Annotated in this window: 12 protein-coding genes; 9 read left to right on the top strand and 3 right to left on the bottom strand. The window is 60.7% G+C overall.

Features of this window, described 5'->3' with window-relative positions:
• Nucleotides 1-8 precede the first annotated feature (8 nt).
• Nucleotides 9-959, bottom strand: a complete 951-nt coding sequence (ygfZ, locus tag AC1DYR_RS09710; protein WP_477704929.1) for a CAF17-like 4Fe-4S cluster assembly/insertion protein YgfZ — start codon at nucleotides 957-959, stop codon at nucleotides 9-11.
• Nucleotides 960-1,043: 84 nt separating this feature from the next.
• On the opposite strand from ygfZ, the gene mltG reads away from it, so the two are divergent.
• From mltG to AC1DYR_RS09665, 9 genes are all read left to right on the top strand, one after another.
• Entirely contained in the window at nucleotides 1,044-2,051 is a 1,008-nt protein-coding gene (gene mltG, locus AC1DYR_RS09705) for an endolytic transglycosylase MltG (protein WP_477704928.1), read from the top strand.
• Nucleotides 2,052-2,187: 136 nt separating this feature from the next.
• Entirely contained in the window at nucleotides 2,188-2,880 is a 693-nt protein-coding gene (gene tmk, locus AC1DYR_RS09700; protein WP_477704927.1) for a dTMP kinase, read from the top strand.
• Nucleotides 2,877-3,995, top strand: a complete 1,119-nt coding sequence (locus tag AC1DYR_RS09695) for a DNA polymerase III subunit delta' (protein ID WP_477704926.1) — start codon at nucleotides 2,877-2,879, stop codon at nucleotides 3,993-3,995. Before tmk ends, AC1DYR_RS09695 begins: the two co-directional genes overlap by 4 nt.
• Before the next feature lie 66 nt (nucleotides 3,996-4,061).
• Nucleotides 4,062-4,442: a PilZ domain-containing protein gene (locus AC1DYR_RS09690; RefSeq protein WP_477649813.1), complete on the top strand. Its 381-nt coding sequence runs from the start codon at nucleotides 4,062-4,064 to the stop codon at nucleotides 4,440-4,442.
• A gap of 114 nt (nucleotides 4,443-4,556) precedes the next feature.
• A complete protein-coding gene (locus AC1DYR_RS09685; protein ID WP_477704925.1) occupies nucleotides 4,557-5,354 on the top strand; it encodes a TatD family hydrolase in 798 nt (265 codons plus the stop codon).
• An 11-nt stretch (nucleotides 5,355-5,365) separates the two neighbouring features.
• Nucleotides 5,366-6,022, top strand: a complete 657-nt coding sequence (locus tag AC1DYR_RS09680; RefSeq protein ID WP_477704924.1) for an ankyrin repeat domain-containing protein — start codon at nucleotides 5,366-5,368, stop codon at nucleotides 6,020-6,022.
• 125 nt (nucleotides 6,023-6,147) lie between these two features.
• On the top strand, nucleotides 6,148-6,486 hold the full coding sequence (locus AC1DYR_RS09675; RefSeq protein ID WP_477704923.1) for a hypothetical protein: 339 nt from the start codon (nucleotides 6,148-6,150) through the stop codon (nucleotides 6,484-6,486).
• 71 nt (nucleotides 6,487-6,557) lie between these two features.
• Complete coding sequence (locus AC1DYR_RS09670; protein ID WP_477704922.1) at nucleotides 6,558-6,977, top strand: hypothetical protein; 420 nt, start codon at nucleotides 6,558-6,560, stop codon at nucleotides 6,975-6,977.
• Between the two features lie 51 nt (nucleotides 6,978-7,028).
• A complete protein-coding gene (locus tag AC1DYR_RS09665; RefSeq protein WP_477704921.1) occupies nucleotides 7,029-7,430 on the top strand; it encodes a hypothetical protein in 402 nt (133 codons plus the stop codon).
• 127 nt (nucleotides 7,431-7,557) lie between these two features.
• Here AC1DYR_RS09665 and AC1DYR_RS09660 read toward each other — a convergent pair whose 3' ends face one another.
• Entirely contained in the window at nucleotides 7,558-9,705 is a 2,148-nt protein-coding gene (locus tag AC1DYR_RS09660; protein WP_477704920.1) for a response regulator, read from the bottom strand.
• 32 nt (nucleotides 9,706-9,737) lie between these two features.
• Complete coding sequence (locus AC1DYR_RS09655; protein ID WP_477704919.1) at nucleotides 9,738-15,770, bottom strand: HAMP domain-containing protein; 6,033 nt, start codon at nucleotides 15,768-15,770, stop codon at nucleotides 9,738-9,740.
• Nucleotides 15,771-15,938: the final 168 nt, after the last annotated feature.

Raw genomic sequence — 15,938 nt, 5'->3', positions numbered from 1 at the left:
GCCGCGCATCAGATGTCTTCCAGCAGCGGATAGGGCAGGGGCAGCAGGCTCAGAGCTTCGCCTGTGGCGCTTCCCAGCGTCAACCGGCCGTCGCCGGCATCGGCGGCGGCAGAGGTCTGCATCGACACGATGGCGTCAAAGCCGCCATCGGGATTGGCGGCCGCCGCGGCGACCAACCCGCAAGGCTGCTCTGCGTCCGAGGCGTGGAATATCTCCTGGCCTGTTGCCGGCGTTCCGGCGGTATGAACAAGGTATGCGCGCCGTTTGAGCGTGCCGCGGAACTGGCTGCGCGCAACGATTTCCTGGCCCGGGTAACAACCTTTTTTGAAGTTCACCCCTCCAACGGATTCGTAATTGAGCATTTGCGGCACAAAGGCCTCAAAAATGGGCTGCGTGATCATCGCAATACCGGACTGCACGTCCAGCCAGTGCCACAAGGCGCTGTCGATGCGCGCGCCTTCGGGAGCGGGCGATGCGGCAGGTGCGCACCAGATTGCACGCGGCTGGCCAGCGCCGGGGTACAAAAACACCACATTTGCATCACCCATATCGACTTTTGACCATACAGAATGTGCGCCGCCAGCTATCGAATCGATAGCATTTCCGGTGATGCCGTAGAGCGCAAATTCCGCAGTGGCATCGGTCAATCGGGTCTTGGCGCGCAGCACAAACATTGACAGGCGCTTGAGTGTGGCAGGCAGGATGTCGCGGCTGCACAGCAGCAACACGTCCTGGCCGGCATCGCTGCTGCGCTTGAACACCACAAAACTCGCCTGCATCCGGCCCCTGGCATTGCAGAAAGCCGCAAGGCGCGCTTCGCCGGCCCCCATCAACGCCACGTCCTGGGTCAGCTGGCCCTGCAAAAACGTGACGGCATCTTCGCCCGTGACGCGGATGACGCCCAGGTGCGTGAGTTCGGTGATGCCGGAAATCAGGGGAGCAGCAGAAGGCAAGGTCATGGGGCGTTCATATTCGATGGGGGGATGGGCTGAATTATCATAGGCTGGAGGTTTTGCATTCTGTACAGAAAAGGTAGCTGGGTTGTGCGTCGTGTCTTTACAAGTCTGTTGATACTGGTATTTGCCGGCGCCCTGTTGTTGTTTGGCGCGGGTTTGTGGTGGCTGCACGAGCCGATTCCCCTGCGGCTGGCTCCCGGCAGCCAGGTCGTAGACCTTGAAATCGAGCCCGGCACTCCCGCCAGCGGCGTGGCCGAGGTCATCGTGGCCAGCGGCGCCGACGTGCCGGCGATTTTTCTCCATGTCTGGTTCCGCTTTTCCGGCCAGGCTCGGCTCATCAAGGCCGGCAGCTATGAATTGGTGCCCGGCACCACGCCGCAAAAGCTGCTCGCCATGCTGGTGCGCGGCGATCAAGCCCTCAAAAGCGTGACGCTGGTCGAAGGCTGGACCTTTAACCAGGTGCGCGCGGCGCTACAAAAGGCAGAGCAGCTTGCGCCCGACACGCTTGGGCTGGCGCCAGAAACCATCATGCAAAAGCTGGGCAAGCCGGGTGTGCACCCCGAAGGCCGCTTCTTCCCTGACACCTACACCTACGCCAAGGGTTCCAGCGACCTGGCCGTGCTCAAGCGCGCGGCACGGGCCATGGACAACCGGCTGGATGCTGCCTGGGCACTGCGAAGCCCCGACACACCGCTGAAAACCCCTGACGAGGCCCTGATCCTGGCCAGCATCGTCGAAAAGGAAACCGGCAAGCCGTCGGACCGGGCCCAGATCGGCGGCGTTTTCACCAACCGGCTGCGCCTGGGCATGCTGCTGCAGACCGACCCCACCGTGATTTACGGGCTCGGCGACAAGTTCGACGGCAACCTGCGAAAACGCGACCTGCTGACTGACACGCCCTACAACACCTACACCCGCGCCGGGTTGCCGCCCACCCCCATCGCCATGCCGGGCAAGGCCGCCTTGCTGGCCGCCGTGCAGCCGGCACCGACCAAGGCCATTTATTTTGTGGCGCGCGGCGACGGCACCAGCCACTTCAGCAGCAGCCTGGACGAGCACAACCGCGCGGTGAATAAGTACATCCGCGGACAGTGAATATGGCCCCCACGCTCGTCACTTCGTGTACGTCGCTGCCCCCCGAGGGGGCCGCTGCGCCTGCGGCCCGGCAAAGCCGGTTCCGCGGCCCCTGCTGGCACCACAACTTCGGCCACGCATTCGACCGGAAGAGATCATGAGCACCAGACCTCTGAGCGGCCTCTTCATCAGCTTCGAAGGCATAGACGGCGCTGGAAAGTCCACGCACATTGCCGGCCTGGCCGATGCCTTCAAGGCCGAGGGCAGGGTGGTCACATTGACGCGCGAGCCCGGCGGTACGCCGCTGGCCGAAAAACTGCGCGCCATGGTCCTCAATGACGCCATGGACCCGCTGACCGAAGCCTTGCTGATTTTTGCCGCACGGCGCGACCATCTGGTGAACGTGATCGCGCCGGCGCTGCTGCGCGCTGACGTGGTGCTGTGCGACCGTTTTACCGACGCAACCTTTGCCTACCAGGGGGCAGGGCGCGGTTTTGACCTGAAGCTGCTCTCGACCCTGGAGCGTTGGGTGCAATCCGACGAAGGGCTGCTGGGCGACCCCGCCGGCAACTCTCCCATGAAGCCTGAGGTGGAAACCGTGATCGAGCCGCATTTGACGGTGTGGTTTGACCTGGCGCCTGAAGAAGCGGCCCGGCGGCTGACGGGCGCGCGACTGCCCGACAAATTCGAGGCGCAGCCGGTGGCGTTTTTCCGCCGCGTGGCGCAAGGCTACGCGGACCGGCAGAAAAATCACCCCGAACGTTTCGCCCGCATTGACGCATCGAAAAGCCGCGACGAAGTCTGGCAAGCCGTGCAGCAGGTATTTATCGCCAAAGGCTGGCTCTCATGAGCATTCTGGATACTTTGCCGGTGACGGCCGGATCCAGCAACCCGCGCCTGGCACCGTGGCTCCAAACCCAGCTGGAAAGCCTGCTGGCGCAGCGCGGCCATGCGTGGCTCTTGAGCGGGCCGTCGGGTTTGGGGCAGTTTGAACTGGCGCTGGCACTGGCGCGGGCCTGGCTTTGCGAAGAAGCCACGCCGCAGGGTGCCTGCGGGCAATGCGGCAGTTGCCATGCGGTAGATGTGCACACGCATGCGGACCTTTGCATGCTGATGCCCGAAACCCTGTCGCTGGCGCTCGGCTGGCCGCTCGACGAAAAAACACAGGACGACCTGGACAGCAAGAAACGCAAACCCAGCAAGGAAATCAAGGTCGATGCGGCGCGCGAAGCTGTGTCTTTCACGCAGTTCACACGGTCGCGCGGCACCACCAAGGTGGTGCTGGTGTTTCCGGCCGAGCGCATGAACAACGTCACGGCCAATACCCTGCTCAAGACCCTGGAAGAGCCTCCAGGAGCCGTCAAGTTCATCCTCGCCACCGAGGCCGCGCACCAGTTGCTGCCCACCATCCGGAGCCGGTGCCTGGGCCACACCATGGTCTGGCCCGACTTCGACCAGGCACTGGGTTGGCTCCAGCAGGAAATCACGCTGGCAGGTGACAGCGCCGGTAACACCAAAAAAGGCGCGGCAGCGCCAAAAGCCGCCGAATTGCAGACCTTGCTGGTGGCCGCGGGAGGGCGACCCGCCGACGCGCTGAGCTGGGCACAAAGCAATCCGCCCGCGGAAGCCGCCCAGCATTGGCAGGCCCTGCCCAAAGCCATGGCGCGCGGCGACGTGAGCCCGCTGTCGGACTGGGCGCCAGCGCAGGCTGTGGATGCACTGCAAAAGCTTTGCCACGATGTACTGGCTGTGCGCATGGGTGCGGCGCCGCGGTTTTTTCACGCGGGCGACCTTCCGGCAGCCCTTCCCGCTGCGGCCGGCAAGACGGGGAACGGCCTTTACGCCCTTGCAAGCTGGTCCAAAGAGCTGGCGGCCATTGCCCGCACGGTGGAACACCCCTACAACCCGGGCCTGATGCTTGAATCGCTGGTAAGCCGGGCCCGCATCGCGCTGAACGCGAAATAAACCCAAACCGTTTCTTTTATGCTGCAATTGCAGACGCCGCAGCAGTCAAACCGATAAACTAGCGCCATGAGCACACCACCGCCCGCCAGTTCACCCGCAGCCGCCACCGCCCGACCCAGCGTTGTCCAGCTGGCCATCAAGGAAAAAGCGGCGCTTTACGCGGCCTACATTCCTTTGTTCACGGAAGGCGGTGTTTTCATTCCCACGGCACGCGACTACAAGCTGGGCGACGACGTCTACGTCCTGCTAACGCTCCCCGAAGATACGCAGCGCTATCCGGTGGCCGGCAAAGTAGCCTGGGTCACACCCGCAAGGGCGGCCGGTAACCGCACGCAAGGCGTCGGCGTCCGGTTCCCGTCGGACGAAAAATCCCGCCTTCTCAAGCTCAAGATTGAAGAAATCCTCGGCGCCCACCTGGCGTCCGACCGCCCCACACAGACCATTTAAGCTTTGCCGCTGGCCGGCTGATCGGCAAGCGTTGAAATTGCTATGGTATTTATAGCTGCTTGCGCATGGCCAAAAAGGCTTGCAGCCTGTTTTGATACCCAACCTTGTACCGCAATGTTTACTGACTCCCATTGCCATTTGAGCTTTCCGGAGCTTCAGGCCCAGTTGCCACAAATCCGCCAGGCCATGCAGGCCGCCCAGGTTGACCGGGCGCTGTGCATCTGCACCACCCTGGAAGAGTTCGAAACTGTTCACGGGCTGGCCACGGCCTACGACAATTTCTGGGCAACCGTCGGCGTGCATCCCGACAACGAAGATGTCCGGGAGCCCAGCCTGGACGACCTGCTGACGCGCGCCAGCCTGCCCCGAGTGGTCGGCATTGGCGAGACCGGGCTCGACTATTACCGGCTGGGTGACCGGACCGTGGCGGACATGGAATGGCAGCGGGAGCGGTTTCGCGTGCACATCCGGGCGGCTCGCCAGACCGGCAAGCCCCTGGTGATTCATACCCGCAGTGCGTCCGACGACACGATTGCCTTGCTGAAGGAAGAGGGCGGTAGCGCTGGAGAAGCGGGCCGAGCCACGGGGGTTTTTCACTGCTTTACCGAAACCCAGGCGGTAGCCCGCGCCGCGCTTGACCTCGGGTTTTACATCTCTTTTTCCGGCATCCTGACCTTCAAGAACGCGGCGGATTTGCGGGAGGTGGCCCGATTTGTCCCCCTGGACCGCATGCTGATTGAGACCGACAGCCCCTACCTCGCGCCCATGCCGTACCGCGGAAAAGCCAATAATCCTTCGTATGTTCCCCTGGTGGCCAAGCAGATCGCGGAACTCACCCTACAACCCATCCAGGCCATTGCAGAGGCCACAAGCCGAAACTTCGAGCAGCTTTTCAGTGGGGTTAAAGTGTGAAAAATAACTTCATGAATTACTTTAAGAAAGCAATTATTGCCATTGTTTTTTATGGACTTTCTTCGGCAAATGCGGGGTCATACGATGATTTTTTCATCGCCGTCAAGCGCGACGATCCCAGGACCATCCAGGCATTGCTGCAGCGGGGGTTTGACCCCAACACACCTGACCCAAAAGGCGAGCGTGGGCTCTTTCTCGCGCTGAAGGAGCCATCGCTCAGAGCAGCGCAGGTACTGGTTGACTGGCCCAAGACCGACGTCAACAGCCTCAACGACAAGGGCGAAAGCGCACTTATGCTGGCCGCCCTCAAAAACTATCAGGGCCTGGCTGAGAAGCTGGTCAAGCAGGGCGCCGACGTCAACAAGACCGGCTGGACGCCGCTGCATTACGCCGCCAGCGGCGGGCACCTGGGCATCATCAGCCTGCTGCTGGAAAACAGCGCCTACATTGATGCCGAGTCTCCCAACGGCACCACGCCGCTGATGATGGCCGCAATGTATGGCACCACGGAAGCAGTGCGTCTTCTCCTGGAGGAGGGCGCCGACCCGCAACTCAAAAACCAGCTGGGTTTGACTGCCCTGCAGTTTGCCCAGCAAGGCAACCGGCCTGATGCCGCAGCAGCGATCACAGCAGCCCTTCGGGCAAAAAAGCCTGCCGGAACCTGGTGAGTCGACCTGCCAGGCGCATGGGAGGGTTGTGGTGTGATGTGGCGGCGCCGTCTGACTTGACGCAGCCCACATATGACATATGCTTTCAACTGCGTCTCTGATCCGGAGCGTGCAGGGAGAAAATCATGACCTCATTGAAATACGCAGTGGCACTGTCCTTAACGGCCTTGGTCGCACCGGCCATGGCGTGCTACACCGTTTTTAGCCCCGGCAACCAGATCGTTTATTCCGGTGAGGCGCCGCCCATAGACATGAGCTACCAGATCCACGAAAAGCTGCCCGCAGTCTTTCCAAGTGGCCATCTGATTTTTGACATGAGCACCAATTGCCCGTCGGTAGACGCACGCCGTGCCGTCCCGCAACTCACCAATGTCGCGCTTGTAACGGCCCCACCAGCGTCCAGACGAGAACGTCAGATGACGCGCGCCCAGCGCGAACGCGCGCTCGATTCCATGACGAAATGAACATGAGTGGCTTGACGCCAATCGGCTCGAATCTGTAGCGGAGCGACCGCTGAGCCAACACGATCTTGGTGATGTTAAGCAAACCCTCCCCAAATCGGAGGGTTTTTTATGGCCAGCTGCGCCATACTAATGCGCATATGGCTCTTTCTTTTGACACGGTAGACTGGATTATCGGGCTTACTTTCATCGGTGGTGGTGCGCTCATGGTGCTAGTTGGCCTCGCACTAGTCGGGCGCCCTCTCATAGGACTCGTTTGGGCGATACTGGGCGTCGGGCTTGCTATCGGAACCGCCGCAGGACTTGACTTGCTGCTTCAGTCCTTTACCAGTGAAATGTTCTGGGGTGATGGAGGGCATAAACGCCACGCGATGCGGACATTTCTGCCTTTTGGTCTAGGAGTGATCGTTGGCATAGGGGGGACCGGCTTGTTGCTTGGTTGGCTTGATAAATACGACTACCAGGGCGTGTCGGATCAGCGTAATCAAGTCTAATAGCCAACGCCGCTTTCGGCCAGAAGCAGACAACTTAAAGCTCCTTCATCAATGTTCGTTGTTCATCCCCTTTTCAATACTTGGTTTGGCCGGTTGAATCTTTCTCTGCTCAAGCTGAACGAAACCGAGATTCCGAGCTTTACGCGGACTCCTGATTGGAATTGCGCTATTGACGAAAAGAATGCAGTAATGGTGTTCCAGCTAATCAGCACTACGGATCAGATGAGAGATAACTACTACCGATACGTCTTGGCGACAGGATCTCGGATGTATGTCGCTGAATCTCCAAGCGCGAAGATTCGGCTGGACCTTAGTCTTTCTTCAAGAGATCAACCTGTGCCAGATCGCTCAGAATCTTTCCGACTAACTTCAATTGCAGAGCAGGGAGTGATCGCGCTTTTGGAACATGCTCGAAAGCCCAAGCATTTGCAAAGTGTGAAGTTGGGTCAATGAATCACCGGTCCGATCAAACATTCCACGATGTATATTATGTTAAGTGATAAATACAGCCGATCAGAGTGGTAGCCACCTTTGGCTAAAGCACGCTTTTCGCCCATCCCTCTTCGACCTGCCTCTCGAGCTATTGTTCGCCCATGGCTTTTGTTTCCACTCGCGGCTGGCTCACCATAGCCAGGAGAGAGTCGATGTCCGCGGGTTTCACCACATGATGATCAAAACCCGCTTGTTGGGAGCGCAACCGGCTTTCGGCTTCGCCGTAGCCGGTCAAGGCAATCAGCAGCGTTGTTTTCGATTCCGGGCGACTGCGCAGCTGGCGGGCAACCTCAAAGCCGTCCAGGCCGGGCAAACCGATGTCGAGGATGACTACGTCCGGCACGAATTCCCGGGCGATATGGAGCGCTGACGCACCATCATTCGCGATCCTCACATTAAAACCTTCCAGTTCCAGCAGCACTTGCAGCGTTTCTGCGGAAGCCGATAAATCGTCGACTACAAGGACTTTTCGGGGAACGGCAGCCACCGGTTTGGCGGCCGCCGGCGCAGCCACCACGGGAAGACCGGCATCGTTGCCTGAAATCCTCGCCGGAAAATAAAGGGATATCCGGCTTCCCATGCCTTTGCCTTCGCTATAAGCCTCTACTTTGCCGTTGTGCAACTCGACCAAATGCTTGACCAGTGTCAAACCGATACCCAGGCCCCCTTGCGCGCGGTCCAGGGCCTGGTCGCCCTGGGCAAAGAGGTCGAATACATGCGGCAGGAATTCGGGCTCAATGCCCTGGCCGTTGTCTGATACGAACAGGGTGACGCCCTCCTCCTGCAGCGAAGCGTTCAGCTCGATCTTTCCATGCTGATCCGTGAACTTGGAGGCATTGTTCAGCAGGTTGGAAAGTACTTGCGACAAGCGCACCAAATCGCCCTGGAGCACCACGGCTTCAGCTGGAAGACGGACAGTCAATTCCTGATTCCTGGCTGCCAGCAGCGGGCTGCTGGCCTCCACTGCATGCTCGCACAATGTCGAGAGCAGGACCGGCTCCATATGAACCGTCACCTTGCCCCTGACGATCCGCGAGACGTCCAGAAGATCATCGATCATTCGTGACATGTGATCGACCTGCCGGGCAATGACATCACGCGCCCATGCAACCTTCGGGTTGACCACATGGGAACTGTGGATGATGTGCACTGCGTTCCTGATCGGAGCCAGCGGATTCCTGAGCTCGTGCGCCAGCATGGCAAGGAACTCGTTCTTGCGGCGATCCGCTTCCTGAACCAGCGTATAGAGTCTGGCGTTTTCCATGGCAATAGAGGCACGGCCCACCACCTCGCTGAGCAGGGCGGCATCCGCCTGTGCAAAACCGCCGACCTTGCCGAACAGGATGAGTGCGCCCAACATCTGCTCACGCGCGACCAGCGGGCAAATCGCCATCTCCTCATGGTCCGCCGGCAGCTCCGGCCAGGCAGGCTGTGGGGCTACCGCGGAGGCCGTGGACGCCGCGCACAGCTCCGTTGCGGGCAGAAACGCTATTTTCCGCGAGAGCATGGCGCTGCGGACCGTCGCCGCCATGGAGGCGCTCAACTCGCGATGGCATTCGAGTACGACAGGGCCCGCAGAGGGATCCGGGCCGCCCGCAATCTTGAGGCAGCGGCAGTGCAGGTCGCCATGGCTGTCCAGCAGGGCGACTGCCGCCATGGCGCCCAGGCCCGGTACGGCGATATCCGCCAGCGCTTGGGCAGTGGCATCGATATTGAGGGACATGGACAGGCGTTGGCTGGCGTCCGACAGGAAGGCGGCGCGCCGCGTGGCATCCTCTGCCGCGGTGCGTGCCGCCTCGGACCGCGCCAGCGCCTCGCGCTCGACGGCCTGCTGCTGAAGCTGCCGGTTCATGCGGTGAAGGTCGACGAAAACCTTGACCTTGGAACGCAACACGCCAGGCACGACGGGCGACGAGATGTAGTCCACCGCGCCCAGCGCGTAACCCTTGGCGGCCTGTTCCTCGTCCACATAGGCCGTGATGAAAACAATGGGCGTTTGCGCCGTCTTCTTGTACTGCCGGATCATGCTGGCGGTCTCCAGCCCATCGATGTCGGGCATGTTGACGTCCAGCAGGATGACCGCAAACTCCATCTGCAGGATGAGGCGCAGAGCCTCCCGGCCCGAGCGGGCGCTGACGATGTTTTGCCCCAGTTCTTCCAGGATGCTGTTCATGACAACGTGCTTTTCCGGCAGGTCGTCGACGATCAGGATATTGACCAGGTCCGGATTCAGCATGTTTGCCGGCTCCTGCGGCATGAGGACGGCGCTCACCGGGGCAACCAGGCACGCAGCACGGCCAGCAGGTTTTCCGTATTGACGGGCTTGGAGAGATAGTCCCAGGCGCCGGCCTCTATGCATTTCTCGCGGTCCCCCTTCATGGCTTTGGCCGTGACTGCGATCATGGGCAAGGTCTTGCCGGCCGGCAGCTTGCGAATCTCCTGCATGGTGACCAGCCCGTCCATCACCGGCATCATGATGTCCATCAGTACCACGCTGAGCTGCGGATCGGAGGCAACTTTGGCGATGGCATCGTGGCCGTTGTCAGCCCAGACGATGTCCATGCCCTGCCCCTCCAGCACAGTGGCCAGAGCGAAGATATTGCGCATGTCATCGTCGACGATCAGCACCCTTTTCCCCGCGAGTGACTTGTTGACTTCGTGGAAGTTTCTCAAGGTGCTGCGCTGCCTGTCCGTCATGCGCGCCTCGCTTACATGCAGGGCATGCAGGGCCAGGTCTATCACCCGGGGGACGGACCTGGCTTCGCGGAAAAAGTAGCCGTCGTGTGACTGCCAGGCGGGCTGAAGCTGTGCATCGATCATGCCTTCACGCCAGACCACCACCTGCAGCGGCCCAAGCACCGAGGCTGCGGGCGAGGCATTTCGCAAGCGGTCGAACCCGTTCGCCAGTGACGCCTCATCAATCACGGCGCATTCGAAGCGGGCGAAGTCCTCGGGTTTGACGTCCGCCAGTGACGGCACCGCAAGGCACTGAACATGGCTGCCGCCCAGCAGGCTGGTGACCTCGGCACGCAACGCTTCGTCCTTCAGGGCAACAACCACGTGCCGCACCGGGCGCGACACATAACGGTGCAGCTGATCCAGCATTTCGTCGAGAACTTCCCTGGCGGGGATCGGTTTCTCAATGAATGCCATGGCGCCGGATCGATAGGCGCGCTCCTTGGAATCGTCGGTGGAGATCACGCAAACCGGAATGTGCCTGACGCTGAAGTCCTGCTTGATGCGCTCGAGCACGCGCCAGCCCTCCATGTCGGGAAGATGCATGTCCAGCGTGATGGCCGAAGGCTTGAACTCGGCGGCAAGCGTGAGGGCGCGGGCCCCCAGCGACGTCACCAGGCCCTTGAACCCCTTGGCCCTTGCGGCATCAAGCAAAAAGCTGGCAAAGGCCAAGTCGTTCTCCACAATCAGGAGCACAAAGTCGCCCGGCTGGATGGTGTGCCGGTCATCCGCAGCCTCATTGGCCGCAGAGTGCGTGTCCAGAGACAGAACGGAATCATCGAAGGCGACTTCCATCTTCTCGAAACCCAGGCGGCTGATCGGCGCGGCCGGCTCGAAGCGCTGCTCGGCGCTGCTGCCCTGCTTGCGCGCGGCGCGCGTGGAAGCGTAGACCAGCGGCAGGTAGAGCACAAAGCTGCTGCCTTCTCCCGGCGCGCTGGACAGGCGTATTTCGCCGCCCAGCAGGCGCGAGAGTTCGCGACTGATGGCCAAACCCAGACCGGTACCGCCGTACTTGCGGCTGGTACTGCCGTCAGCCTGCTGGAAGGCTTCAAAGATGATCTGCTGCTTGTCGGCGGAAATACCGATACCTGTGTCAGTAACGGAAAACGCCAGCACCTGCTGCGCGCGGTTGAGTTCCTCGTTGTCCGGACTCCAGCCGGTAAAGGCTTCTTCTATCGCCAGGGCCACATGACCCTGGTGCGTGAATTTGAAGGCGTTCGACAACAGGTTTTTGAGAATTTGCTGCAGGCGCTTGACGTCGGTCACCATGGAAACCGGCAACTGCAGCCCGGTAGTGATCAGGAAATCCACATTCTTGGCTTCGGCCACATGGCGGAAAGTGCGCTCGACGTACATCTGCAGATCGGACAGCCGCAGCTCGTTCACGTCCACCACCACCGTGCCCGACTCGATCTTGGACAAATCCAGGATGTCGTTGATCAGCATCAACAGGTCGTTGCCGGAGGAATGAATGGTCTTGGAAAACTCCACCTGCTTGTTGGTCAGGTTGCCTTCCGAGTTCTTGCACAGCTGATCGGACAGGATCAGCAGGCTGTTCAGCGGTGTGCGCAGCTCATGCGACATATTGGCCAGAAACTCCGACTTGTACTTGGACGTGAGCGAAAGCTGCTTGGCCTTTTCTTCCAGTGCCTGCCGGGCTTGTTCGACCTCCTGGTTCTTGCGCTCCACCTCGTCGTTCTGCTGGACCAGCAGATGGGCCTTTTCCTGCAGTTCCTCGTTGGTCTGCTGCAGTTCTTCCTGCCGGCTTTGCAGCTCCTGCGCCAGGGACTGCGACTGGGTCAGCAAGTCCTCGGTGCGCATATTCGCTTCAATCGTGTTGATCACGATGCCGATACTCTCAGTGAGCTGATCCAGGAAAGCCTGGTGGGTTGGGTTGAATCGCTCGACCGAGGCGAGTTCCACCACACCGCGGACCTGGCCTTCGAAGATGATGGGCAGCACCAGGATGTCCATAGGCGCCACTTCGGTGAGGCCGGACGATATCTTGAGGCCCTGCGGTAGCGAGGACGTCAACAGGATCTTTTGTTTGTCGAAAGCGCACTGGCCTATCAGGCCCTGGCCCAAGTCGATTTCCTTGCCGTAAGCGCCCTGCCCTTCAGAGGCGTAGCTGGCCATGAGACGCAGGCGCGGCCTCTCGTGCGTGTAGCTCAGCACATAAAACTCCGCCTGCTGCGCGCCAACCACCGGTGCCAGCTCCGAGAGAATCAGATGCCCCACGGCCACCAGGTCTTTCTGGCCCTGCAGCATCCGGCTGAATTTGGCGAGATTGGTTTTGAGCCAGTCCTGCTCTGTGTTGACCTGGGTCGTGTCCTTGAGGTTGCGGATCATTTCATTGATCGTGTCTTTCAGCGCCGCCACCTCACCGAGTGCCTCGACAGTGATGGACCGCGTCAGGTCACCTTGCGTTACGGCAGTGGCCACCTCGGCAATGGCGCGTACCTGGGTCGTCAGGTTGGCAGCCAGCTGGTTCACGTTCTCCGTCAGGCCTTTCCAGGTGCCGGCGGCTCCGGGCACCTTGGCCTGGCCACCCAGCTTGCCTTCCACGCCGACCTCGCGCGCCACTGTGGTTACCTGATCGGCGAAGGTGGCCAGGGTGTCAGTCATGCCGTTGATGGTATCGGCCAGCGCGGCGATCTCGCCCTTGGCTTCCACGGTCAGCTTGCGCTCCAGGTCGCCGTTGGCCACGGCCGTCACCACGCGCGCAATGCCTCGCACCTGGCTGGTCAGATTGCCAGCCATGAAGTTCACGTTGTCAGTCAAATCCTTCCAGGTACCGGCCACGCCCTGCACGTCGGCCTGCCCGCCCAATTTGCCTTCGGTGCCCACTTCTCGTGCTACCCGCGTCACTTCAGAGGCAAATGACCGAAGCTGATCCACCATGGTGTTGATGGTGGCCTTGAGTTCGAGGATTTCGCCCTTCACGTCCACCGTGATCTTCTTGGAGAGGTCACCGGCGGCCACGGCCTTGGTCACGTCGGCAATGTTTCGCACCTGTGATGTCAGGTTACCGGCCATGAAGTTCACGTTGTCGGTCAGATCCTTCCAGGTACCGGCCACTCCCTGCACGTCGGCCTGCCCGCCCAGCTTGCCCTCAGTACCCACCTCGCGCGCCACCCGTGTCACTTCAGAGGCAAATGACCGAAGCTGATCCACCATGGTGTTGATGGTGTTCTTGAGCTCCAGAATCTCGCCCTTCACGTCCACCGTGATCTTCTTGGAGAGGTCACCGGCCGCCACGGCGGTCGTCACCTCGGCAATGTTCCGCACCTGTGCCGTCAGGTTGGAGCCCATGGAGTTGACCGAATCGGTCAAATCCTTCCAGGTGCCGGCCACGCCCTGCACGTCGGCCTGCCCGCCCAGCTTGCCCTCGGTACCCACCTCGCGCGCCACCCGCGTCACCTCCGAGGCAAACGATCGCAACTGATCCACCATGGTGTTGATGGTGTTCTTGAGCTCCAGAATCTCGCCCTTCACGTCCACCGTGATCTTCTTGGAAAGGTCACCGGCCGCCACGGCGGTCGTCACCTCGGCAATGTTGCGCACCTGGCCGGTCAGGTTGGAGCCCATGGAGTTGACCGAATCGGTCAAGTCCTTCCAGGTGCCGGCTACACCCTGCACGTCGGCCTGCCCGCCCAGCTTGCCCTCGGTACCCACCTCGCGCGCCACACGCGTCACTTCAGAGGCAAAGGACCGCAGCTGGTCCACCATGGTGTTGATGGTGTTCTTGAGCTCCAAAATCTCGCCCTTCACGTCCACTGTGATCTTTTTGGACAGATCACCGGCCGCCACTGCCTTGGTCACCTCGGCAATGTTGCGCACCTGGCCCGTCAGGTTGGAGCCCATGGAGTTGACCGAATCGGTCAAGTCTTTCCAGGTACCGGCCACGCCCTGCACATCGGCCTGCCCGCCCAGTTTGCCTTCTGTGCCTACCTCTCGCGCCACCCGCGTCACTTCGGATGCAAAAGACGAGAGCTGGTCCACCATGGTGTTGATGGTGTTCTTGAGCTCCAGGATTTCACCCTTGACGTCCACCGTGATCTTCTTCGAAAGGTCACCAGCCGCCACGGCGGTCGTCACCTCGGCAATGTTGCGCACCTGGCCCGTCAGGTTGGAGCCCATGGAGTTGACCGAATCGGTCAAGTCCTTCCAGGTGCCGGCCACGCCCTGCACGTCGGCCTGGCCGCCCAGCTTGCCCTCGGTGCCCACCTCGCGCGCCACCCGGGTCACTTCGGACGCAAAAGACGAAAGTTGATCCACCATGGTGTTGATGGTGTTCTTGAGCTCGAGAATCTCGCCCTTCACATCAACCGTGATCTTCTTTGAAAGATCGCCGGCTGCCACGGCCTTGGTCACGTCGGCGATGTTGCGCACCTGTGATGTCAGGTTACCGGCCATGAAGTTCACGTTGTCGGTCAGATCCTTCCAGGTGCCGGCCACGCCCTGCACGTCGGCCTGGCCGCCCAGTTTGCCCTCGGTGCCCACTTCTCGTGCCACACGCGTCACCTCAGACGCAAAGGACCGCAGCTGGTCCACCATGGTGTTGATGGTGTTCTTGAGCTCCAGGATTTCACCCTTGACGTCCACCGTGATCTTCTTCGAAAGGTCACCAGCCGCCACGGCCGTCGTCACCTCGGCGATGTTGCGCACCTGCGCCGTCAGGTTGGAGCCCATGGAGTTGACCGAATCGGTCAAGTCCTTCCAGGTGCCGGCCACGCCCTGCACATCGGCTTGCCCGCCCAGCTTGCCCTCGGTACCCACCTCGCGCGCCACACGCGTCACCTCGGCCGAGAAGGTCCCCAGCTGCTCCACCATCTTGTTGATGATCATGGCCGTACGCAGGAACTCGCCTTCCAGCGCCTTGCCTTCTGCTTCGAGGGCCATGCTCTTGGACAGATCGCCCTGGGCGACGGCACCAATGACACGCGCCACCTCGCTGGTTGGATGAACCAGATCCGCTATCAGGGAATTGATGGATTCGGCAGAGTCGCGCCAGAAGCCGGACGCATCAGGCACGAATGCGCGCTCTTTCAAGCGGCCTTCCTTTCCGACCACCCGGCTCAATCGCTCCAGTTCTCGCGCCATCCGGACATTCTCGGAAACGACATCGTTAAATGCATCTGCAACCTTGCCCGGTACACCCGTCCAGTCCTGCGGCAACGACGCATGCATATCGCCTTTTTTAAGGTCGGTCAATGCCGCGAGAATAATTTTTGCCTGGTCTGCCGCCGTATCGGCGTCATCAAGCACGGTGTTAACCGCGACAGCGTTTTCCAGCCAGAAGCCGGATAATTTTTCTTCCGGCAGACGGCGGCTCACTCGCGCTGCGGAGCGGGATTTGGTAGCAAGTCCCTTGCAGCGGCTCGTGGTCGCCGCCGTCATGGCCGACAGCTGATTGAATTCAGCGGCTATTTTCCCGTAGACGCCTTCCCATTCGGTCGGAAGTGTGACTGCGAGTTCGCCCCGCCGCAACGCGCTCAGGGATTTGAGAATGAACTTGAGTTCAGTGTCGCGCTCCACCACCGAAAGCTTGGCCAGTGCCTCCATATCATTCATCCTGTATTGAAGGTAACGTTTTGTAGAAACGGGTGCCGAGATTACTCGCGAACATTCAGAATGACAATAAAAGCCCACACTATTTACCCAGGGGCTCAGCAATTTTCGGCATGCCAGTCACAGCCTGTTCAACTGTAGGTTTTGGCTTACACGATCCTC

Source organism: Polaromonas sp. P1_F9, from assembly GCF_056405615.1.
Note: the sequence above shows the minus strand (reverse complement) of the source record. Positions and strands in the feature narration are given on the sequence as shown.

Bases quoted from the DNA above. Each gene is read 5' to 3' on its own strand.
- ygfZ (WP_477704929.1), bottom strand. From the start codon at position 959: ATGACCTTGCCTTCTGCTGCTCCCCTGATTTCCGGCATCACCGAACTC.
- tmk (WP_477704927.1), top strand. From the start codon at position 2,188: ATGAGCACCAGACCTCTGAGCGGCCTCTTCATCAGCTTCGAAGGCATA.
- AC1DYR_RS09695 (WP_477704926.1), top strand. From the start codon at position 2,877: ATGAGCATTCTGGATACTTTGCCGGTGACGGCCGGATCCAGCAACCCG.
- AC1DYR_RS09690 (WP_477649813.1), top strand. From the start codon at position 4,062: ATGAGCACACCACCGCCCGCCAGTTCACCCGCAGCCGCCACCGCCCGA.
- AC1DYR_RS09685 (WP_477704925.1), top strand. From the start codon at position 4,557: ATGTTTACTGACTCCCATTGCCATTTGAGCTTTCCGGAGCTTCAGGCC.
- AC1DYR_RS09680 (WP_477704924.1), top strand. From the start codon at position 5,366: ATGAATTACTTTAAGAAAGCAATTATTGCCATTGTTTTTTATGGACTT.
- AC1DYR_RS09675 (WP_477704923.1), top strand. From the start codon at position 6,148: ATGACCTCATTGAAATACGCAGTGGCACTGTCCTTAACGGCCTTGGTC.
- AC1DYR_RS09670 (WP_477704922.1), top strand. From the start codon at position 6,558: ATGTTAAGCAAACCCTCCCCAAATCGGAGGGTTTTTTATGGCCAGCTG.
- AC1DYR_RS09665 (WP_477704921.1), top strand. From the start codon at position 7,029: ATGTTCGTTGTTCATCCCCTTTTCAATACTTGGTTTGGCCGGTTGAAT.
- AC1DYR_RS09660 (WP_477704920.1), bottom strand. From the start codon at position 9,705: ATGCTGAATCCGGACCTGGTCAATATCCTGATCGTCGACGACCTGCCG.
- AC1DYR_RS09655 (WP_477704919.1), bottom strand. From the start codon at position 15,770: ATGGAGGCACTGGCCAAGCTTTCGGTGGTGGAGCGCGACACTGAACTC.